This window comes from Streptococcus sp. UBA4344 (assembly GCF_002393675.1).
Lineage (GTDB): Bacteria > Bacillota > Bacilli > Lactobacillales > Streptococcaceae > Streptococcus > Streptococcus vicugnae.
The window spans coordinates 1-21,736 of sequence record NZ_DGTE01000027.1 but is presented as its reverse complement, the minus strand read 5'-3'; the positions used below and the strand labels follow the sequence as shown (position 1 = coordinate 21,736).

The window sequence follows — 21,736 nt, the reverse complement described above, 5'->3', positions numbered from 1 at the left end:
GATGAATTAATCGATTTTTTGAACATAAATTTGTTCAGCGATTCTTTCAGGAATCACCAAGTGTTGTGACTGGTAAGCTAAAGTGTGTGTCTTAGCATAGTCATCAACTTTGACTAAATCAACAGTATCATTGATAGTTAAGCCGTGCTCTTCAAGGTAATTTAGCAAATGAGCTTCATCGTGAGTTCGGCTGATTTGGTAAGTACCAAGTTCTTCAATTTGACTAAGTGTTTGGTTATGAACTTCAATCAACAATTCCCCTTTTTTAGGAATTGTGCCACCGTGAGGACAAAATTCAGGAAAGTTGAGCTTTTCTTCTAAGCGGTCAATGAAGATTGTAGACACAGTGTGTTCAAGTACTTCTGCTTCTTGATGGATTTCATCAGCGTTGTAATGAAGGTGATTAGCTAAGAAGACTTCAATCAAACGGTGTTTACGATAAAGTTGAGAGACTAATAATAGTCCTTTTCTAGTCAGGTAGTAGCCAACATCCTTGTCTTTAACGATAAGGCCTTCAGCAATCATTTTCTTGACCATCTCAGTAACAGCTGGTGCGGATACTTGCATCAAGGCAGCAATTCGTTTATTGGTTATCTTAGTTTTAATTTCTCCTAATTCATGAATACATTTTAGATAATCTTCTTTATTTGGTGTCATATTATCTCGCTTTCTGTCCTTCTATTATAGCAAAAATCCTTTAACCGTGAGGTGGAAAGCTTGTTATCATAGGGGTATTTTTGAAAAAAACAAGCAAAAAATCAAGGCAGGAAATCCTAGCTTGATTTTTAAGGGAATTATTTAAAGTTGTAATCTTTAACAATGTCAATAGTTTTAATAGTGATATCACTAGTTGGTTTATCATTGCTATCGGTATCTACTTTAGAGATAGCATCGACAACATTCATGCCATCAATGACTTGTCCAAAGACAGTATAATTGCCATCTAGACTTGGATTGCCCCCTTTAGTGTAGGCATCGATAATAGCTTTTGGATAATTATCACTTGATAGCTGACTAGACTGATCTGCTGGATTTTGGTTGATGAAGAATTGGCTACCATTTGTATCAGCGCCAGCATTTGCCATAGCAAGAGCACCGCGTACGTTATAAAGATAAGGTGAGATTTCATTAGCAAATCCGTTACCTGAATCGATTTTCTTATCTTTTCCTTTCCAGATAGATTCTCCACCTGTTCCATTTCCTTTAGGATCACCAGACTGAATCATAAAGTCAGAAATCACGCGGTGGAATAAGAGGCCATCAAAATAGCCTTTTTTAGCATGAGTTAAGAAATTTTCAACAGCAAGTGGGGCATATTTTGGAAAAAGTTTGATAGTGATGTCGCCCTTAGAGGTGTGCATGATGACTTCAGCTTCGTTTTGAGCAACTTCTGTTGATAATTGTGGAAAAGCTGAGCTGTCGGCTGTTAAGGCCTTTTTCAAGTTTTTTTGGTATGCTTTTGATGAAGAAGCGCTGGCGCTAGCTTGTGCGGCAGAAGAACTAGCTGCTGTTTTAGCATCGACATAGTCATTTCCGCGGATAGCACGTGTCATGCTTTCACAACCAGATAAGCTTGCTAGACAGAGTATGGTTAAACCAAGTGACCAAATTTTTTTCATGATACCTCCTCGTTGACTGATAGTGTCGTATGTAGTGACAAAGTGTCAATAAAATTATTGAAGTTATTAGCTATTTCATTTTATCATAAATCTAAGCTAATGACCTAAAAGCTTAAAAAATGCTATAATAAGGTTATGGCAAAATCAAAAAGTAGAAGAAAGGGTCGTAAAACACGGCGACCGACAAAAGCAGAAATAAAAAGACAGAAGGCACTGGAACGTTTTATTTTGGCAATTGTTATTGCGGTTATTTTTTTCTTTGCGATTGTTCGCTTGGGGATTTTTGGAATAACGGTCTATAATATTGTAAGGCTAGCGGTAGGAAGTCTAGCTTACGTGTTAATGTTTGCAGTCCTTATATATTTTATCGGATTTAAATGGTTCCATAAGCAGACTGGACTTATTGGCGGATTTGTAGTGACCATGATTGGTCTCTTGCTAGAATGGCATGCTTACCTATTCTCGTTAGCTAAGTTTCGTGACAAGGAAATCTTCTCGACAACAGCAAGTTTGATTTATAATGATTTGATTAGATTTAAAGTCACAACCTTTGCTGGTGGGGGAATGCTTGGTGCAGTTCTATACAAACCGGTAGCATTTCTTTTCTCAAACGTTGGAACGTTTTTGATTGGGGGACTTTTCATTATCCTTGGACTCTTTTTAATGAGCCCATGGGAAGTTTACGATTTAGTAGATTTCTTTAAAGAAAAATCACAAGAATGGGCTGCTAAAAATGAAATCAGAAAACAAAAACGTTTTGTTAAACGTGAAGAAAAACGCGCACTAGCAGAACAAAAACGTCAAGAAAAAGCTCAAAAAGAGGAAGAAAAACGTCTAGCTCAAATGACTGTTGATGAAGAAACAGGTGAGATTCTTGAAGGTCCGGATGATAATGAGGCTTCTTTATTTGATAATCTTCCGGCAGCTGAAGCTAATGCTGAACCAGAAATTTTAGCTTATGATCATTCATTAGATGGTTTAGAAGTACCTTCGTTTGAAGCTAGTCCTGAACCTGTAACGCCAGATATGACAGTTCCTGAGCAAGAAATGTTAGATGAAGAAGATGATAACGAGCCTTTGGAAGTTGATTTTACAGCTAAGGCAAACCTTCTTTACAAGCTTCCAACGATTGATTTGTTCGCTCCAGACAAACCTAAAAATCAGTCTAAGGAAAAAAATCTGGTTCGAAGAAATATCAAAGTTTTGGAAGATACTTTCAACAGCTTTGGAATTGATGTTAAAGTTGAGCGAGCAGAAATCGGACCATCCGTGACTAAATACGAAGTCAAACCAGCTGTCGGGGTACGAGTCAATCGTATTTCAAACTTAGCTGATGATTTGGCACTTGCTCTTGCAGCAAAAGATGTTCGTATTGAAGCACCAATTCCAGGTAAGTCTTTGGTTGGTATTGAAGTGCCAAACTCAGAGATTGCAACGGTTACTTTCCGTGAACTCTGGGAACAAGCCAATACGGATCCTAACAAGCTGTTAGAAGTACCGCTTGGTAAAGCTGTCAACGGAACGGCTCGTACCTTCGACCTTGCTCGTATGCCTCACTTACTTGTTGCTGGTTCTACGGGTTCTGGTAAATCTGTTGCGGTCAATGGTATCATTGCAAGTATCTTGATGAAAGCTCGTCCAGATCAGGTTAAATTCATGATGATTGATCCTAAGATGGTTGAGTTATCAGTTTATAATGACATTCCTCACCTTTTGATTCCAGTAGTAACCAATCCACGTAAGGCAGCAAGAGCTCTTCAAAAAGTGGTTGATGAAATGGAAAATCGTTACGAACTTTTCAGTCATTTTGGTGTGCGAAATATCGCAGGATACAATGCCAAGGTTGAAGAATTTAATGCACAGTCAGAGCAAAAACAAATTCTATTGCCACTTATCGTGGTTATCGTCGATGAACTTGCTGACTTGATGATGGTTGCTAGCAAAGAAGTGGAAGATGCGATTATTCGATTGGGACAAAAAGCGCGTGCGGCAGGGATTCACATGATTCTTGCAACGCAACGTCCATCTGTTGATGTTATTAGCGGATTGATTAAGGCTAATGTACCATCTCGTGTTGCCTTTGCAGTATCATCTGGAACGGATAGTCGTACGATTTTGGATGAAAATGGAGCTGAAAAACTTCTTGGGCGAGGAGATATGCTCTTCAAACCAATTGATGAAAATCACCCTGTTCGCCTGCAAGGTTCCTTTATCTCTGATGATGACGTGGAACGTATTGTTGGTTTCATTAAAAATCAAGCTGAAGCTGATTATGATGACAGCTTTGATCCAGGAGAAGTTTCTGAATCAGATTTGAATTCTGGTGGCGGTGGAGGTTCTCAAGAAGGTGATCCACTCTTTGAAGATGCTATGGCTTTGGTTCTTGAAACACAAAAAGCTAGTGCTTCAATGCTTCAACGTCGTTTATCTGTTGGGTTTAACCGTGCTACTCGATTGATGGATGAACTAGAAGCAGCAGGAGTCATCGGACCAGCCGAGGGAACAAAACCACGTAAAGTTTTAATGACGAACTCAAATCCAGAAGCATAATAAAAAACGTTAACCGTAAGGTTAACGTTTTTACTATGCAATTGTAAAAATTAAAATCAAGACAATGATATAAAAGATAAAGGTTAAAATAAAACCTGAGCGCCAGAAAAACTTACCAAATCGACGGTAAGAAAAGGATTGACTTCGCTTCAAAAAGACAAAAGTTATTATCAGCGATAGTAAGCACAAGCAGATTACGTAGTAAAAGAAAACACTACTATCTAAAAATTTATTTACAACTAAGGCGATTTCAAAAGCAAAGAGCGGAAATGCTAAATCTGTAAACAGAATTCCAAAGCGTTTTAAGTTGAAAAAATTAACTAAAATATAAGCAAAAATTGGTGTTAAGAAGATAAAAGAAAAGGAAAATAATTTGTACATCATCATGTCTTATATTTTATACTGAAAGCTTGAAGAAGTAAATAATTAGAAGATTATTCTTGAAAAATACTTTTGAATTTTTTAAGAGTTAGAGGAGTTTGAATGCTTAGTATTCAAAGATGAAAGTGCTTGAATTCTTAATTAAAGAGGAAAGTTGCTAAATCAAGCTTATTTTAACAAATTATTAAGATAAATTCCTTGCTTTTTCACAAAATTAATGTATAATGTTAAAGTATGCTATTGAGCATATCTGTGGGAGGTAAAAATCTTAATTACCGCCAAAACCACAACAGGAGGATTTTATAAATGGCTAAAAAAGTCGAAAAAGTTGTTAAACTTCAAATTCCTGCTGGTAAAGCTACACCAGCTCCACCGGTTGGACCAGCTCTTGGTCAAGCAGGTATCAACATCATGGGATTCACTAAAGAATTTAACGCTCGTACAGCTGACCAAGCTGGTATGATCATCCCAGTTGTTATCTCAGTATATGAAGATAAATCATTTGATTTCGTAACTAAAACACCACCAGCTTCAGTTCTTTTGAAAAAAGCTGCAGGTGTTGAAAAAGGTTCAGGAACACCTAACACAACTAAAGTTGCAACAGTTACTCGTGCACAAGTACAAGAAATTGCTGAAACTAAAATGCCAGACTTAAACGCTGCAAATGTTGAATCTGCAATGCGTATGATTGAAGGTACTGCTCGTTCTATGGGATTCACTGTTGTTGACTAATCAATAGCAACCCAATTAGTGGATTAATTGAGGTAAACACACTGTACCGTTGAGATTAGTTCACGCTAGACCCGCAAGACTTCATCGTAATTTGATGAGTGACGTGGGAGATTTTAAATCAAATCGATATGACCACATTACAAGGAGAATTTTAAATGGCTAAAAAAAGCAAACAAATGCGTGCTGCACTTGAAAAAATCGACAGCACAAAAGCTTACAGCGTAGAAGAAGCTGTAGCTCTTGCAAAAGAAACTAACTTCGCAAAATTTGATGCATCTGTAGAAGTTGCATACAAACTTAACATTGACGTTCGTAAAGCAGACCAACAAATCCGTGGTGCAATGGTATTGCCAAACGGTACTGGTAAAACACAACGTGTTCTTGTTTTTGCACGTGGTGCTAAAGCTGAAGAAGCTAAAGCTGCTGGTGCAGACTTCGTTGGTGAAGACGATCTTGTTGCTAAAATCAACGACGGTTGGCTTGACTTTGACGTAGTTATCGCTACACCAGACATGATGGCTATCGTTGGACGTCTTGGACGTGTCCTTGGACCTCGTAACCTTATGCCAAACCCTAAAACTGGTACAGTAACTATGGACGTTGCTAAAGCAGTTGAAGAATCTAAAGGTGGTAAAATCACTTACCGTGCTGATAAAGCAGGTAATGTACAAGCTATCATCGGTAAAGTATCATTTGACGCAGACAAATTGGTTGAAAACTTCAAAGCTATCCACGAAGTTATGGTTAAATCAAAACCTGCTACTGCTAAAGGTACTTACATGACTAACTTGTCAATCACTACTACACAAGGTGTAGGTATCAAAGTAGATCCAAGCTCATTCTAATTGATACATTAATGAAGAATCCGTTTCTTTGAAACGGATTTTTTTATGGGCTGTGTGATCTTTCTAATGAAATGAAAAGGGAAATGATTTATCTGTTTGAATCACATAGTTGATCTGTTTTTAATCTTTCAAAATTCAACGAATTTCGCTAGGTAAAATAGGCAATTTATGTTAAAATAATAAAGATAAAAGAAGGAGTAACTTGAAGTGGAACCTAAGTATAAACGTATTTTAATTAAATTATCTGGTGAAGCGTTAGCTGGTGAAAAAGGTGTGGGAATCGACCTTGCAACTGTTAAAACTATCGCAAAAGAAATTGCTGAAGTACATCAATCAGGCGTGCAAATTGCTTTGGTTATCGGTGGAGGAAACCTCTGGCGTGGAGAACCAGCTGCTGCAGCTGGTATGGACCGTGTTCAAGCAGACTACACTGGTATGCTTGGAACAGTAATGAATGCTCTTGTAATGGCTGACAGCCTTCAACAAAACGGTGTTGATACACGTGTTCAAACATCTATCCCAATGCAAAACGTTGCTGAACCTTATATTCGTGGTCGCGCACTTCGTCACCTTGAAAAAGGTCGCATTGTTATCTTCGGTGCAGGTATTGGTTCACCATACTTCTCAACTGATACAACAGCTGCTTTGCGTGCTGCTGAAATCGATGCCGAAGCTATCTTGATGGCTAAAAATGGCGTTGACGGTGTTTATAATGCCGATCCTAAGAAAGATGCTAACGCTGTTAAATTTGATGAATTGACTCACGGTGAAGTAATTAAACGTGGTCTTAAAATCATGGACGCAACTGCATCTACTCTTTCAATGGACAACGATATTGACTTGGTTGTCTTTAACATGAATGAAGCTGGTAATATTAAACGTGTTGTCTTTGGTGAAGCTATTGGTACAACTGTTTCAAATAAAGCTGAACACCACGATAACTAAGTTATCAGCTCTGCTATTTCCCAAAAACTAAGAAATGAGGACTTATAATACTTATGGCTAATGCTATTATCGAAAAAGCTAAAGAACGCTTTGAACAATCACACAGCTCATTAGCACGTGAATTTGCTTCAATTCGTGCTGGTCGTGCCAATGCATCACTTTTGGATCGTATCCAAGTTGAATACTATGGAGCAATGACACCACTTAACCAATTGGCTTCTATCACAGTTCCAGAAGCTCGTGTTCTTTTGATTTCACCATTTGATAAATCATCATTGAAAGATATCGAACATGCTATCAACGCTTCAGACCTTGGTATCAACCCAGCTAACGATGGTTCAGTAATTCGCTTGGTTATTCCTGCTCTTACTGAAGAAACTCGTAAAGACCTTGCTAAAGAAGTTAAAAAAGTTGGTGAAAATGCTAAAGTTGCTATCCGTAACATCCGTCGTGATGCTATGGACGAAGCTAAAAAACAAGAAAAAGCAAAAGAAATCACTGAAGACGAATTGAAAGTTCTTGAAAAAGATATTCAAAAAGTAACTGACGAAGCTGTTAAACACATTGATGCTATGACAGCAAACAAAGAAAAAGAATTGCTTGAAGTCTAATCAAAAAAGAAGGTAAGGGGGAGTGAGACAGAAATCAGTTGTTTCGTAGAAACTTGATTTCGACGTCTCACCCCCTTTTGCAAAGGAAAGAATACATGAATAATTTACTTGCCACTATTATCACAGGTCTTGTGATTGATGAAAATGCAAAGGCCTATTTTGTGCAAAAAGATGGCGTGACATTTATGTTGGACAAAGTTGAAGGTGAACACAAAATTGGTGATATGGTAAAAGGTTTCGCCTACACTGATATGCACCAGAAAGCACGTTTAACAACAGCTGAAGTTGCGACAACACGTACTAGCTATGGTTGGGGTGTTGTCACTGAAGTACGTCGCGATTTAGGGGTCTTTTTAGATACAGGTCTCGCTGATAAACAGTTTGTTGTATCTCTTGATGTGTTACCTGATATGAAAGAATTGTGGCCTAAAAAAGGCGATAAACTTTATGTCCATCTTGATGTCGATAAAAAAGATCGTATCTGGGCAATTCCAGCACAACCTGAGATTTTTCAAAAAATGGCTGGCCCAGCATACAATAACATGCAAAATGAAAAATTACGTGCAATCGTATATCGTTTGAAATTATCTGGAACGTTTGTTTATTTGCCAGATAATAACATGCTTGGTTTTATTCACCCTAGTGAACGTTATGCAGAACCACGTCTTGGTGAAGAGGTGACAGCACGTGTTATTGGCTTCCGTGAGGTTGACCGTACGCTTAATTTGTCATTAAAACCACGTTCATTTGAAATGCTTGAAAATGACTCACAAATGATTTTGACTTATTTACAATCAAATGGTGGCTTTATGACATTGAACGATAAATCATCTCCAGCTGATATCAAAGCAACGTTTGGTATCTCTAAAGGGCAATTTAAAAAAGCTCTTGGTGGTTTAATGAAAGCTCGCAAAGTCAAACAAGACCAATTTGGTACAGAATTGATTGAAAACGAAGATTAATGGTAAAAAGATTGCGATTTAGTTTTTTAATTAGTCGTAGTCTTTTTCATTTCAGTTTAAAATATCCATAGAATAGATTCACTTTTTAGTTTTTGGGCTCGTGAAAAAAATATCTACTGGATATTTTTTTTGATATAATAGACTCACTATATTTTGGAGGTTATAGAATGGAACGTGCGATTTTTGCAGGTGGTTGTTTCTGGTGCATGGTGCAACCATTTGAAGAACAAGATGGTATTTTATCAGTCCGTTCTGGTTATACTGGAGGACATGTCGAAAATCCTACTTATGAGCAGGTTAAGGCACATGAAACGGGTCATACAGAAGCTGTTGAAATTATTTTTGATGAAAATAAAATCTCTTACGCTGATTTGGTTGAGATTTATTGGGCACAGACTGATCCAACAGATGCTTTTGGTCAATTTGAGGATCGTGGAGATAACTACCGTCCGGTTATTTTCTATAGTAACGAGTCTCAAAAAGAAATTGCTGAAGCTTCTAAAGCATCTTTGCAGGCTTCTGGACGATTCAAAGATCCAATTGTAACTGCTATTGAACCAGTACAACCATTTTATTTGGCAGAGGATTACCACCAAGGATTCTATAAGAAAAATCCTGAACACTATGCCCAAAGCAGTGCTATCAGACATGCATTTTTAGAGGAGAATTGGCAATGAGAAAGTCATTTTATACTTGGTTAATGACGCAGCGCAATCCCAAAAGTCATGAGCCGGTCGCAATTTTAGCTGACCTTGTTTTTGAAGATACTACGTTTCCAAAGCATACAGATGATTTTGAAACAATAAGTCGTTATCTAGAAGATGAGGCTGTTTTTGCTTTCAACCTGAGTGAATTTGATAAGATTTGGGAAGATTACCTAGCGCATTAAGATAAGCTAACTTTAAATAAAAACGAAATCACGGTAAGCCGTGATTTTTTGTTTTAAATAAGCTATAATAGGCTTATCAAACACAAAAGAAAGAGGGACTCTATTTGCAAGAGCATTCTGTTGAAATTACTTTAAATCATCCTGATGATGTGCTAGCGCTGTTTGGTTCAAATGAGCGCCATTTGAAATTGATTGAAGACAATCTTGGGGTTATTATTCATGCCCGCACAGAGCGTGTGCAGATTCTAGGAGATGACAAGGAAAGTGTCGAGTTGGCGCGTGTGACCATTCAAGCATTATTAGTTTTGGTTTCTCGTGGGATGTTAGTGAATACTTCTGACGTAGTAACGGCTCTTTCTATGGCACAAAATGGCTCTATTGACAAATTTGTTGCCCTTTATGAAGAAGAAATTATCAAGGATAATTCTGGAAAACCGATTCGTGTTAAAACCCTTGGACAAAAAGTTTATGCTGATAGTGTTAAATCACATGACGTTGTTTTTGGAATTGGTCCTGCAGGTACAGGGAAAACTTTCTTAGCAGTCACTTTAGCTGTGACAGCTTTAAAGCGTGGACAAGTTAAACGTATAATTCTAACACGTCCAGCAGTTGAAGCAGGTGAGAGTCTTGGATTTTTACCAGGTGACTTAAAAGAAAAAGTTGATCCATATCTTCGTCCTGTTTATGATGCACTTTATCAAATTTTAGGAAAAGAGCAAACCGCACGATTAATGGAACGTGATATTATTGAAATTGCACCGCTGGCTTATATGCGTGGTCGAACATTGGATGATGCCTTTGTGATTCTTGATGAAGCACAGAATACAACGATTATGCAGATGAAGATGTTTTTGACTCGTCTTGGCTTTAACTCAAAAATGATTATCAATGGTGACACAAGTCAGATTGATTTGCCTAAGAAGGTTAAATCAGGTCTCATTGATGCGACTGAAAAATTAAAACACATTAAGCAAATTGATTTTGTGCATTTTTCAGCTAGCGATGTGGTTCGACACCCTGTGGTTGCTGAAATTATCAACGCTTATGAGAAAGATGCAGAGAGAAAGCAGGGGCATCAATCATGTGAAAAAATTGTAGAATCAGCTACAGAATCAGGTTTTGCAAGCTATGAAACCATTGGACAACCTGCTGCTGATAAAGATGACAAATAATTGCAAGCTGCACTTAGGTGTGGCTTCTTTTATTTTCATATTTGCGAATGTTAGTTTAGACTGTTTTTTTGAGGTAAAATAAGGTATATTTTTTTTTCATGATATTTTCACCGAAAAAGAAAAATTATATTAAATAAGTGTACTAATGGAGGATTTTTATGGATAATCGTGAGGTACTCGATAGCTTAACTGAATTGAGTGTTCAATTAGCAAGTCAAGCAGATCAATTAAATCGTAAGTTAAACATGATAGATAAATTATCATTAAATCTAGAATCTGATTCAGAATCTGATTTTTTTATCAAACTTGGAGAAGAGGCTAAGGATTTAGCACATGATTTTCAATCTTTATTAATACACATGGATTCAAAAGTTAAGGCGTGAAGGTATTAGCCTTATCAACAAGTCAAACGGGTTGAAAAAGTGAAAAATGAGAGTAATTTCCCTTTTTGGACAGAAAATCTATAATGACTAAAAATACTAGTAAAATCTAATTTTTAGGGTAAAATAGATTATGGTAATTGTACTTGGAAGTTTCAAAATATTTTCAGAAATTATATCTGCTATATGTATTACCAACTAGGAGGAGATTTATGTGTGATCGTGATTCACTTAAGAAGTTGACTGAAATGAGTGAGATGTTAACCAGTCAAGCGCAAAGACTTGAAGGAGATCTAAAAGCTTTAGACTCAGATATTGATGCTGACATTTTAAAGAATCTTGGAAATCAGGCAAAGCACTTGGCCAGTGATTTTCAAGATTTGATAGTTCACATTGATGAAGAGATGGTAAGCCAAAAAGACAATCAAGAAAAGTAAGTTGACCTTTTTAAGGTCGCTTTTTTTGATAGGAGTTTAAGGGAGAAAAGATGCTAGAAGAACAATTAAAGAAACATAGTGAGTTAAAAACTGAGCGGTTGTTATTGAGACCGGTGACAATGGCTGATACAAAAGCTATGTTTGCTTACACATCTGATGAAGAAAATACAAAATGGGATTTTCCAGCTAATCAGACTATAGAGGAAACTCAAAAAGTGATTAAGGAAATTTATCTCAAAAGTCCTCTTGGTCGTTATGGTATAGAATTGAGAGATACATCTGAGTTTATCGGAACGATTGATCTTATGAATTGGTCAGATGGAAAACAAGCAGAAATTGGCTACATTATTAATAAAAAGTTTTGGGGACGTGGCTTTGCAACTGAAGCGAGTGCTGAGATTTTAAAACTTTGTTTTGATATTTTAGGTTTTGAAGAAATTCATGCTTTTTGTGCTGTCCAAAATCCTGCTTCAGCATGCGTGTTGGAAAAAATTGGAATGGCAGAGGTGGAACGGATTCCTAATGATAAACAATTTAATGGTCAATGGGTAAGTAGTCAGCATTTTAAAATGACAAAGGTAAACTATTTAAAATAAAAGGTTTCATGGCATTTTTGTCATTTTTTTGATTAAATTATCAAAAATTTCCCATTTTTGGTTGCGCTTCCAAAAAAATGTGCTATAATATAGACGAATATGCAACCGATTGCAATAAAAATTTGGAGGTATGCCTATAAGAAAATTATTTGATAACTATACTTTTTAGTCATGCAGGTATATGTTGTTGATTGGACAGGTTTCACGCATAATACTGCTTTATTTTTTGTTTATTTCTGAAAGCGGTTGCGTATTTTAACTTATCTTTATAGGAGATTATTTATGTCACTTCGTAATAAAGTAAATTTGAAAAAGAAAATGAAAAAAGGTTTAGGCTCTCTATTAGTTTTGACAGCAGTCAGTGCCGGTGCTTTTGCACAAGCTAATGCTGTTAAGGCTGATGAACAAGTCTCAATGAAAGAAGGAACAGTACTTCACGCATGGTGCTGGTCTTTCAATACTATTAAAGATAATATGCAAGCAATTAAGGATGCTGGTTACACTAGTGTTCAAACATCACCAATTAACCAAGTTGTTGTTGGAAATGGTGGTAATAAGAGCTTGAAAAATTGGTACTATCAATATCAACCAACATTGCATACTATTGGTAACTACCAACTAGGTACTGAAGAAGAATTTAAAGAAATGAACCGTGTGGCTGATCAATATGGTATTAAAATTATTGTTGATGCTGTTCTTAACCACACAACATCTGATTACAATCAAATCAGCCCAGAAATCAAAAAAATTCCAAATTGGACACATGGTAACAAAGAAATTAAAAACTGGAATGACCGTTATGATGTGACACAAAATGCTCTTCTAGGTTTGTATGATTTGAATACTCAAAATCCACAAATTCAACAATATCTTTTGAATTTTTTGAAAACAGCAGTTGCTGACGGTGCTGATGGTTTCCGTTATGATACTGCTAAACATATTGAGTTACCAGGCGAATATGGTAGTAATTTCTGGAATGTTATTTTGAACAATGGATCTGAATTCCAATATGGTGAAGTTCTTCAAGATAGTATTTCTCACGAAGCAGATTATTCTAAATTGATGAGCGTTACAGCTTCAAACTATGGTAATCAAATTCGTAATGATTTGAAAGATAAACGTGCAGCTGCTGGTAACTTGATGAATTATCAAGCACAAGGTGTTGATCCATCTAACCTTGTCACTTGGGTTGAATCTCATGATACTTATGCTAATGATGATCAAGTGTCAACTTGGATGAGCGATGATGATATCCGTTTAGGTTGGTCAATGATTACTGCACGTGCTAAAGGAACTCCATTGTTCTTCTCACGTCCAGTAGGTGGTGGTAATGGTACACGCTTCCCAGGTCAATCACAAATTGGTGATGCTGGTAGTGATCTTTACAAAGACCCAACCGTTAAAGCTGTTAACAAATTCCACAACGCTATGGTTGGCGAAACAGAATACATTCGCAACCCTAATGGCGATGAACAAGTGGCTATGATTGAACGTGGTAATAAAGGTGCTGTTATTGTTAACCTTGGTAATGGCGACAAACAATTGAATTCAGATACAAAATTGGCAGATGGTACTTATACAGACCAAGTTTCTGGACGTCAATTTAACGTTTCAAATGGTCATATCACTGGTAATGTGTCATCTCGCTCATCAGTTGTTTTGTATGATGCTAAACCTGATGGTACTGCACAAGTTTCAATTGATGGATACAAAGAAGGTGATAACAGTATTTCTGCTGCAACAGAAGTAACGTTGAAAGCTAAAAATGCTGAGTCTGCTACTTACAAACTTGACAATGGTCAAGAAGTAGCTTTCCAAGATGGTGATAAAATCACTGTTGGTGAAGGGCTTGAAGCGGGACAATCAACAAGTGTTACATTGACTGCAACAGGTGCTGATGGTCAAGCAACAACTAAAACGTATACTTTCACAATGAAAGATCCTAGTGCTGAAACAAATATTTACTTCCAAAATCCAGATAACTGGTCAGAAGTATATGCTTACATGTATTCAGCAAAAGATACTAAACTTCTTGGCGCATGGCCTGGAACTAAAATGACTAAAGATTCATCAGGTCGTTATACAATTTCTGTTCCAGTATCTTATGCTGAAGAAGGCGTTAAAGTGATCTTTACAAATAATCAAGGCTCACAATTCCCTCAAAAAGAAGGATTTGACTTTAAAGCTGAAGGTGTCTACTCTAAATCAGGTTTAGTTCCTGATGTTCCAGCCGGTAAAACACGCGTAACCTTTGACAACCCTGGCGGTTGGGATAATGCCAATGTTTACCTTTACTATGGTAATCCAGTACAAACACCTCTTGGTGCATGGCCTGGAACACAAATGACAAAGGATGACGCTGGTAACTTCTACCTAGATCTCCCAGAAGAATATGCTGATGCAAACGCCAAAATCATCTTCAACCAACCAGGTACAAGCAACCAATTCCCTTACAGCGTTGGATTTGACCTAGTGAAATCTGGTAACTACAATAAAGATGGATTAAAATAGTCATTTATTAACTAACTTTTTACACATTCTGACTCCTTTTCCCAGAAAGAAGTAGCTGTCCCTGGCTACTTCTTTTTTACTTCAAAACGTATTGACCAGAAACTTTCTTAGTGCCTAAAATGGCGCTGTTATCGTTAATATGGTATAATGTCAATGATATAATTAGAGTTGAAAGAAGATTAATATGTACGTTGAAATGATAGATGAAACTGGTCAAGTTTCAGAAGAAATTAAAAAACAAACTTTGGATTTGTTGCAATTTGCAGCTGAAAAGACTGGTAAAGAAAATAAAGAAATGGCTGTAACTTTTGTGACAAACGAACGTAGCCACGAATTGAATTTAGAATATCGTGATACAGATCGTCCAACAGATGTTATCAGTTTGGAGTATAAACCTGAATCAGATTTGACATTCTCAGAAGAAGATTTAGCTGAAAATCCTGAGCTCGCAGAAATGTTAGATGAATTTGACGCATATATTGGTGAGCTCTTTATTTCTGTTGATAAAGCACGCGAACAAGCAGAAGAATATGGTCATTCTTTTGAACGTGAGATGGGATTCCTAGCGGTACATGGTTTCTTACACATTAATGGATATGACCACTATACCCCTGAAGAAGAAAAAGAAATGTTTACTTTACAAGAAGATATTTTGACTGCCTATGGACTTAAGAGACAATAATTCGCCTAAAAAGTGGAAAAATCGCACCTTGGTTTCTAGTATGGAATTTGCCATTACTGGAATTATTACAGCATTCAAGGAAGAAAGAAATATGCGTAAGCACATGGTTTCAGCTATTTTAGCAACTGCAGCAGGTGCTGTCTTTCGTATATCAGCGATGGAATGGCTATTCTTATTTTTAGCTATCTTTTTGGTCATTACTTTGGAAATGATTAATTCAGCTATTGAAAATGTGGTCGACCTTGCTAGTGATTACCACTTTTCAATGCTAGCTAAAAATGCTAAAGATATGGCAGCAGGTGCCGTTTTGGTTGTTTCTGCTTACGCTATTGTGACTGGATTAATTATTTTTGTACCTAAGATTATTGCCATGATTTTAGGGAGTCGATAACACTATATTTATAGAGAAATTGAAAGGAGTAGGGACGTTTAACGTCCTTTATATCTTATGTTTAAATCAGGTTTCGTTGCGATTTTAGGTCGCCCAAACGTTGGTAAATCAACATTTTTGAATCACGTGATGGGGCAAAAAATTGCAATTATGAGTGACAAAGCTCAAACAACTCGTAATAAAATTATGGGTATCTATACAACAGATACTGAACAAATCGTCTTTATTGACACACCAGGTATTCACAAACCCAAAACAGCACTTGGTGATTTTATGGTTGAGTCAGCATACAGCACACTTCGTGAAGTTGAGACAGTTCTTTTCATGGTCCCAGCTGACGAAAAACGTGGTAAAGGTGACGACATGATTATCGAACGCTTGAAAGCAGCTAACATTCCAGTTATTTTGGTTATCAATAAAATCGATAAAGTGCACCCAGACCAACTTTTGGAACAAATCGATGACTTTCGTAGCCAAATGGATTTCAAAGAAATTGTGCCAATTTCAGCCCGTCAAGGAAATAACGTTGAAACACTTCTTAATATCTTAAAAGATAATTTGGAAGAAGGTTTCCAATATTTCCCAGAAGATCAAATCACTGACCATCCAGAACGTTTCTTGGTATCAGAAATGATTCGTGAAAAAATCTTGAAATTGACTGAACAAGAAGTGCCACACTCTGTTGCAGTTATCGTTGATTCAATGAAACGTGACCCAGAAACAGACAAAGTTCACATTCGTGCCACAATCATGGTTGAGCGTGATAGTCAAAAAGGAATTATCATTGGTAGAAAAGGTGCTATGCTTAAGAAAATTGGTAAAATGGCACGCCGTGATATTGAAATCATGCTTGGTGATAAAGTTTATCTTGAAACATGGGTTAAAGTTAAGAAAAACTGGCGTGATAAAAAACTTGATCTCGCAGACTTTGGTTACAACGAGAAAGAATATTAATTGTTTGAAAAAAGAAAAAGGAGATGGCTTTTGGCCTCTCCTATTTTAAAATAATCGGTTTTGTTATTTCGAATAACGTTTAGAAAGGAGAGGGACTAGTTCGTGTTACTTTGAACACGGACGAAAGGCTGTGTAAAATAGATAGGTCATTTCAAAAATCAGGATTTCTGATGACCTTCTAATTTTACTTTGTCTTTTAACGTCCTTTGTATCAGAAAGATGCCGGAATTGCCTGAGGTTGAGACTGTTAGATGTGGTCTTGAAAAGCTAATTGTTGGTCGGAAGATTGTTTCTGTTGATGTTCGTGTGCCTAAGATGATTAAAACGGATTTGTCTGCATTTGAGACAGAAATTTTGGGGCAGACCTTTCAGTCTATTGGAAGACGTGGAAAATATTTGTTGCTGAATCTAGATAAGCAAGTAATTATTTCTCATTTGAGAATGGAAGGAAAGTATTTGCTTTTTAAAGATGAGGTACCTGAAAATAAACACTTCCATACATTTTTTGAACTTGATGATGGGGCGACCTTGGTTTATCAAGATGTCCGTAAATTTGGAACAATGGAATTGATGAGTAAGGGGCAGGTTGATGAGTATTTTCGCCAGAGAAAGTTAGGGCCTGAGCCGACAGAAGAGGATTTTGATTTATCAGCATTTGCTAAGAAATTATCAACTTCTAAAAAGTTGATAAAACCTTATCTTTTGGAGCAGACTTTGGTTGCTGGTCTTGGAAATATTTACGTGGATGAGGTTCTCTGGGCAGCAAAAGTTCATCCTGAGCGTCAAGCTAATAGTCTTCAAGAAGATGAAGTAAAAAGACTACATGATGAAACCATTCGAATCTTACAACTCGGAATTGAAAAGGGTGGCTCAACGATTCGAACTTACCAAAATGCGTTAGGTGAAAATGGAAGCATGCAAGATTATTTGCAAGTATACGGGAAAACTGGGGAACCTTGCCCACGTTGTGCTACGCCTATTGAAAAAATTAAAGTAGGAGGTCGCGGGACACATCTATGTCCTGCTTGTCAAAAACGATGACGAAAATTATTGGAATAACAGGGGGCATTGCTTCTGGGAAGTCTACCGTTGTTGCTGAAGTTAGAAAACATGGTTATCAGGTCATTGATGCCGATCAAGTGGTTCATGAACTTCAGGCTAAGGGAGGAAAACTCTATCAAGCACTCTGTGACTGGCTTGGTAGTGACATTTTACAGGAAAATGGTGAACTCGATCGAAAGAAATTAGGTCAATTGATTTTTTCAAGTCAAGAGATGTTAACCAAATCTGCTAAGCTTCAAAATGGTATTATCCGAGATGAGCTGGCTCATCGTCGAGATGAGTTGGCTAAGACACAGGATGTTTTTTTCATGGATATTCCACTTCTCATTGAGCATGATTATATGGATTGGTTTGATGATATTTGGCTAGTTCATTTGGATGAACAAACGCAATTAGAACGTTTGGTGATGCGAAATCATTTTTCAAGAGAAGAGGCTCAAAAACGAATTGCTAGTCAAATGTCAACAGAAGCCAAAAAGCCTTATGCTGACAAATTGCTTGATAATAGCGGAGATATTGATTCCTTGAAAGACCAAATCGATGCTTTTTTAGCAGAATTATAATCTTATTTTTAGGATAAAATTTCTGAATAAAATGATTGTTTAACAAGAAAACGCTTTGCGAATCAGGATTCTCTCAATTGAATTAGAATGTGTTATAATAGCAATTGACGTTTTTTTGAAAAGAAGGTGAACAATCATAAGTAACGAAGTGAATTGGAAACAAAATTTACGAATAGCTTGGCTTGGTAACTTTTTTACTGGGGCAAGCTTTTCGCTTGTCATGCCATTTATGGCTTTATATGTGGAAGAACTTGGCGCTCCTAAAAACAAAGTTGAATGGTATGCTGGGTTGGCAGTGTCCCTATCAGCACTTGCTTCAGCATTGATTGCCCCAGTTTGGGGGCGCTTGGCAGACCGCTATGGAAGAAAACCGATGATGGTAAGAGCTAGCCTTGCAATGACTTTTACCATGGGTGGACTAGCTTTTGTTCCTAATGTTTTCTGGTTGCTAGCGCTACGCGTTTTAAATGGTCTGTTTTCAGGTTATGTTCCAAATTCAAATGCCTTAATTGCCAGTCAAGCACCTAAGAGTCGTTCTGGTTACGCGCTTGGGACGCTGGCAACAGGAGTTATTGGAGGTAGCTTAGTTGGTCCATTATTAGGTGGCGTTTTAGCTGAAATCATGGGAATTCGACAAGTTTTTCTACTAGTTGGTTTCATTTTATTAATCTGTAATTTACTAACAGTCTTTTTTATTAAGGAAGAATTTCAGCCAGTTACAAAAGCAAATGCGATGTCAACTCGAGAAGTCTTTTCTTCAATTAAGGACAAACAAATCCTTATTGGGTTATTTGTAACGAGTATGATTATCCAAATTTCTGCACAATCAATTTCCCCAATCCTAACATTGTACATTCGTAATCTCGGACAAACTGAGAATTTGATGTTTGTATCAGGTTTGATTGTGTCTGCTCTTGGGTTTTCAAGTATGTTATCGAGCTCGACTCTTGGTAAAATTGGTGATAAAATAGGTAATCATAGACTACTTTTGATAGCTCTGTTTTATAGCTTTGGTATGTATGTCTTGTCTGCCATGGCCCAAAATTCATTACAGTTGGGAATTGTTCGTTTCTTGTATGGGTTTGGTACGGGTGCCTTGATGCCAAGTGTTAATTCGCTGTTGACTAAAATCACACCTCGAGAAGGTATTTCACGTATTTTCAGCTATAATCAAATGTTTATGAATATTGGACAAGTCTTGGGGCCGTTTGTCGGTTCAGCAGTAGCGACAGGAATGGGTTACCGTTCGGTCTTCTACGTGACAAGTCTTATTGTCTTTGTAAACTTCGCATGGAGCTTTATCAATTTTAGAAAATATTTAAAAGTTAAGGAAATCGTGTGAGAGTAAAGATTAATTTAAAATGCAGTAGTTGCGGAAGTAAAAATTATTTGACAAGCAAAAATAAAGCAACTCATCCCGATAAAATTCAGGTTTTGAAATATTGTCCTAAAGAGCGAAAAGTAACCTTACATGTTGAATCTTAAGGATAATTATGATAGAATAATCAAGACCATAGTGTAGGAAAGGAATAGAACCCAGAAGGTTGATGCAGTGGATGATTTCTCGATTTTAAGCCCTTCTGACGCGTTCTTAGTGAAAAATATGTACAATGTACTACTGACAATTTTGCTGGTATTATCTGTTATTATCGTGATTGCCATCTTTTTGCAACCACAGAAAAATCCAAGTAGCAATGTATTTGATAACAGCGGTTCAGAAGCTTTATTTGAACGTACTAAAGCGCGTGGCTTCGAAGCGTTTATGCAACGTTTTACAGCAGTTCTAGTATTCTTTTGGCTAGCAATTGCTTTAGCGCTAGCAATCTTATCAAGTAAATAGATAGCAACTGACGATAAAGCTGCTTAATAGCTTACGTTGGCTGCGCATCTTGAATTTTGTACGAAAATTCATGGGCTGGTCATTCAGCTCATTTTTTATTATTAAGTAGTGAGGAGTCTGTTCAATAGCCGATTGGAATTTGAGATTCAGTGACTTTTCACAACTTCCATCAAGCTAGAAAACGAGAGGATAGAAATGAAGTAGGGCTTTTTTGTCAAATGGTCTTACTTGTAATCACAATTATGAATGAAAATATTATTGCTTATTTAAAAGAGCATGGAAAAGTAAATATTAATGAATTGGCTAGTGGATTGGATATGGCTGGTGCTGAAAAATTCCCACAGCTTATCAAAGAAATTTCACAGTTAGAAAGTAAGGGAGAGCTCCGTTTTGATGATAACGGGAATCTTGCCCTTCGTAAAAAAGAAGAGAAGAAAAAAGAAATCACTGTCACTGGTGTCTTTCGTGCTAACAAAGCTGGATTTGGTTTCTTAGCTGTCGATGAAGACGAAGATGATATGTTTGTTGGTCGTAATGATGTTGGTCATGCGGTCGATGGAGATACGGTTGAAGCGGTCATTAAAAAGCTAGCCAATCGTCTTAAAGGGACAGCTGCTGAAGTCCGTATCGTAGGAATTGTTGAACGTAGCTTAAAAACAGTTGTTGGTAAATTTATCCTAGACGATGAAAAGCCAAAATACGCTGGCTATATCAAGTCTAAAAATCAAAAAATTCAACAAAAAATCTACATTAAAAAAGAACCTGTTGTCTTAGATGGAACTGAAATTATTAAGGTTGATATTGATAAATACCCAACTCGTGGACATGATTATTTTGTCGGTCATGTGCGTGATATTGTTGGCCATCAAGGTGATGTTGGTATTGATGTTCTTGAAGTCCTTGAATCAATGGACATTAAATCAGAATTTCCAGAAGATGTTATGGCAGAAGCCAATGCTGTGCCAGATGCACCGTCTGAAAAAGATTTAATTGGCCGTGTTGATTTACGTAATGAAATTACTTTTACTATTGATGGAGCTGATGCCAAAGACTTGGATGATGCTGTTCATATCAAATTATTAGATAATGGTAATTTCGAGCTAGGGGTTCACATTGCTGATGTTTCGTACTACGTTACAGAAGGATCTGCTCTTAACCGTGAAGCAGTAGCGCGTGGGACATCTGTTTATGTAACAGACCGTGTAGTGCCAATGCTACCAGAACGTTTGTCAAATGGTATCTGTTCATTGAATCCAAATGTGGATCGTTTGACGCAATCATGTTTGATGGAAATTGACCGCAATGGTCATGTGGTTAATCACCAAATCTGTCAATCAGTCATCAATACAACGTTCCGCATGACTTATAGCGATGTCAATGACATTATCGCAGGTGATGAAGAGTTGATTGAAAAATACCAACCAATCGTTGAATCTATTCATCACATGGCTGCTCTGCATAATATTTTGGAAACAAGGCGTGTGCGTCGCGGTGCTTTGAACTTTGATACGAGTGAAGCTAAAATCATCGTCAACGACAAAGGTATGCCAGTTGATATTGTTCTTCGTGAACGTGGTATTGCAGAACGCATGATTGAATCATTCATGTTAGCAG

At 37.0% G+C, this 21,736-nt stretch carries 25 protein-coding genes; 22 read left to right on the top strand and 3 right to left on the bottom strand.

The genetic code is table 11. The features are described 5' to 3' along the window. Positions 1-6 precede the first annotated feature (6 nt). Positions 7-657, bottom strand: a complete 651-nt coding sequence (locus B4D49_RS04915; protein WP_286783419.1) for a metal-dependent transcriptional regulator — start codon at positions 655-657, stop codon at positions 7-9. A 137-nt stretch (positions 658-794) separates the two neighbouring features. Next, positions 795-1,619, bottom strand: a complete 825-nt coding sequence (locus B4D49_RS04910) for a peptidylprolyl isomerase (RefSeq protein WP_286783418.1) — start codon at positions 1,617-1,619, stop codon at positions 795-797. A gap of 135 nt (positions 1,620-1,754) precedes the next feature. Here B4D49_RS04910 and B4D49_RS04905 point away from each other — a divergent pair, with 135 nt between their 5' ends. Beyond that, positions 1,755-4,169, top strand: a complete 2,415-nt coding sequence (locus tag B4D49_RS04905) for a DNA translocase FtsK (RefSeq protein ID WP_286783417.1) — start codon at positions 1,755-1,757, stop codon at positions 4,167-4,169. Between the two features lie 33 nt (positions 4,170-4,202). On the opposite strand, the gene B4D49_RS04900 is transcribed toward B4D49_RS04905, so the two are convergent. Then, positions 4,203-4,556, bottom strand: coding sequence for a DUF3397 domain-containing protein (locus B4D49_RS04900; protein WP_199542845.1), 354 nt, complete (start codon positions 4,554-4,556; stop codon positions 4,203-4,205). Between the two features lie 300 nt (positions 4,557-4,856). Between B4D49_RS04900 and rplK the strand changes: the two genes are divergently transcribed. The 21 genes from rplK to B4D49_RS04795 all read left to right on the top strand — a co-directional run. Then, entirely contained in the window at positions 4,857-5,282 is a 426-nt protein-coding gene (gene rplK / locus B4D49_RS04895; protein ID WP_020917264.1) for a 50S ribosomal protein L11, read from the top strand. A gap of 155 nt (positions 5,283-5,437) precedes the next feature. After that, positions 5,438-6,127, top strand: coding sequence for a 50S ribosomal protein L1 (gene rplA, locus B4D49_RS04890; protein WP_004232886.1), 690 nt, complete (start codon positions 5,438-5,440; stop codon positions 6,125-6,127). 207 nt (positions 6,128-6,334) lie between these two features. After that, positions 6,335-7,072, top strand: coding sequence for a UMP kinase (gene pyrH, locus B4D49_RS04885; protein ID WP_132869723.1), 738 nt, complete (start codon positions 6,335-6,337; stop codon positions 7,070-7,072). A gap of 53 nt (positions 7,073-7,125) precedes the next feature. Then, positions 7,126-7,683, top strand: coding sequence for a ribosome recycling factor (gene frr / locus B4D49_RS04880; RefSeq protein WP_132869722.1), 558 nt, complete (start codon positions 7,126-7,128; stop codon positions 7,681-7,683). A 95-nt stretch (positions 7,684-7,778) separates the two neighbouring features. Then, positions 7,779-8,645: a CvfB family protein gene (locus tag B4D49_RS04875; RefSeq protein WP_286783416.1), complete on the top strand. Its 867-nt coding sequence runs from the start codon at positions 7,779-7,781 to the stop codon at positions 8,643-8,645. A 167-nt stretch (positions 8,646-8,812) separates the two neighbouring features. Further along, the gene (gene msrA / locus B4D49_RS04870) at positions 8,813-9,322 is read left to right on the top strand and encodes a peptide-methionine (S)-S-oxide reductase MsrA (RefSeq protein WP_286783415.1); all 510 of its coding nucleotides are present in this window, start codon (positions 8,813-8,815) and stop codon (positions 9,320-9,322) included. Further along, positions 9,319-9,534, top strand: coding sequence for a YozE family protein (locus B4D49_RS04865; protein WP_074481387.1), 216 nt, complete (start codon positions 9,319-9,321; stop codon positions 9,532-9,534). Before msrA ends, B4D49_RS04865 begins: the two co-directional genes overlap by 4 nt. 104 nt (positions 9,535-9,638) lie before the next feature. Further along, positions 9,639-10,706, top strand: a complete 1,068-nt coding sequence (locus tag B4D49_RS04860; protein WP_199542834.1) for a PhoH family protein — start codon at positions 9,639-9,641, stop codon at positions 10,704-10,706. Between the two features lie 158 nt (positions 10,707-10,864). Next, positions 10,865-11,089: a hypothetical protein gene (locus tag B4D49_RS04855; RefSeq protein ID WP_132869897.1), complete on the top strand. Its 225-nt coding sequence runs from the start codon at positions 10,865-10,867 to the stop codon at positions 11,087-11,089. A gap of 209 nt (positions 11,090-11,298) precedes the next feature. Further along, a complete protein-coding gene (locus B4D49_RS04850) occupies positions 11,299-11,523 on the top strand; it encodes a hypothetical protein (RefSeq protein ID WP_132869205.1) in 225 nt (74 codons plus the stop codon). 50 nt (positions 11,524-11,573) lie between these two features. Beyond that, a complete protein-coding gene (locus B4D49_RS04845; RefSeq protein ID WP_286783414.1) occupies positions 11,574-12,119 on the top strand; it encodes a GNAT family N-acetyltransferase in 546 nt (181 codons plus the stop codon). A 282-nt stretch (positions 12,120-12,401) separates the two neighbouring features. Further along, positions 12,402-14,630 carry a starch-binding protein gene (locus B4D49_RS04840; protein WP_286783413.1) on the top strand — a complete coding sequence of 743 codons (2,229 nt, stop codon included), beginning with the start codon at positions 12,402-12,404 and terminating at the stop codon, positions 14,628-14,630. Between the two features lie 184 nt (positions 14,631-14,814). Beyond that, positions 14,815-15,312, top strand: coding sequence for an rRNA maturation RNase YbeY (gene ybeY / locus B4D49_RS04835; protein WP_199542824.1), 498 nt, complete (start codon positions 14,815-14,817; stop codon positions 15,310-15,312). Continuing rightward, the gene (locus B4D49_RS04830; RefSeq protein ID WP_074481392.1) at positions 15,293-15,703 is read left to right on the top strand and encodes a diacylglycerol kinase family protein; all 411 of its coding nucleotides are present in this window, start codon (positions 15,293-15,295) and stop codon (positions 15,701-15,703) included. Before ybeY ends, B4D49_RS04830 begins: the two co-directional genes overlap by 20 nt. Before the next feature lie 57 nt (positions 15,704-15,760). Beyond that, the gene (gene era, locus B4D49_RS04825; protein WP_286783412.1) at positions 15,761-16,657 is read left to right on the top strand and encodes a GTPase Era; all 897 of its coding nucleotides are present in this window, start codon (positions 15,761-15,763) and stop codon (positions 16,655-16,657) included. Positions 16,658-16,876: 219 nt separating this feature from the next. Next, complete coding sequence (gene mutM / locus B4D49_RS04820) at positions 16,877-17,698, top strand: DNA-formamidopyrimidine glycosylase (protein ID WP_286783411.1); 822 nt, start codon at positions 16,877-16,879, stop codon at positions 17,696-17,698. Continuing rightward, positions 17,695-18,282, top strand: a complete 588-nt coding sequence (gene coaE / locus B4D49_RS04815; protein ID WP_132869453.1) for a dephospho-CoA kinase — start codon at positions 17,695-17,697, stop codon at positions 18,280-18,282. Before mutM ends, coaE begins: the two co-directional genes overlap by 4 nt. 172 nt (positions 18,283-18,454) lie before the next feature. Next, positions 18,455-19,624: a multidrug efflux MFS transporter gene (locus tag B4D49_RS04810; protein ID WP_074564186.1), complete on the top strand. Its 1,170-nt coding sequence runs from the start codon at positions 18,455-18,457 to the stop codon at positions 19,622-19,624. Continuing rightward, positions 19,621-19,767 carry a 50S ribosomal protein L33 gene (gene rpmG / locus B4D49_RS04805; RefSeq protein WP_074450694.1) on the top strand — a complete coding sequence of 49 codons (147 nt, stop codon included), beginning with the start codon at positions 19,621-19,623 and terminating at the stop codon, positions 19,765-19,767. Before B4D49_RS04810 ends, rpmG begins: the two co-directional genes overlap by 4 nt. Before the next feature lie 118 nt (positions 19,768-19,885). Beyond that, on the top strand, positions 19,886-20,122 hold the full coding sequence (secG, locus tag B4D49_RS04800) for a preprotein translocase subunit SecG (protein ID WP_004232859.1): 237 nt from the start codon (positions 19,886-19,888) through the stop codon (positions 20,120-20,122). A 242-nt stretch (positions 20,123-20,364) separates the two neighbouring features. Next, a partial coding sequence (locus B4D49_RS04795; protein WP_286783410.1) for a ribonuclease R family protein occupies positions 20,365-21,736 on the top strand: 1,372 nt, incomplete at its 3' end.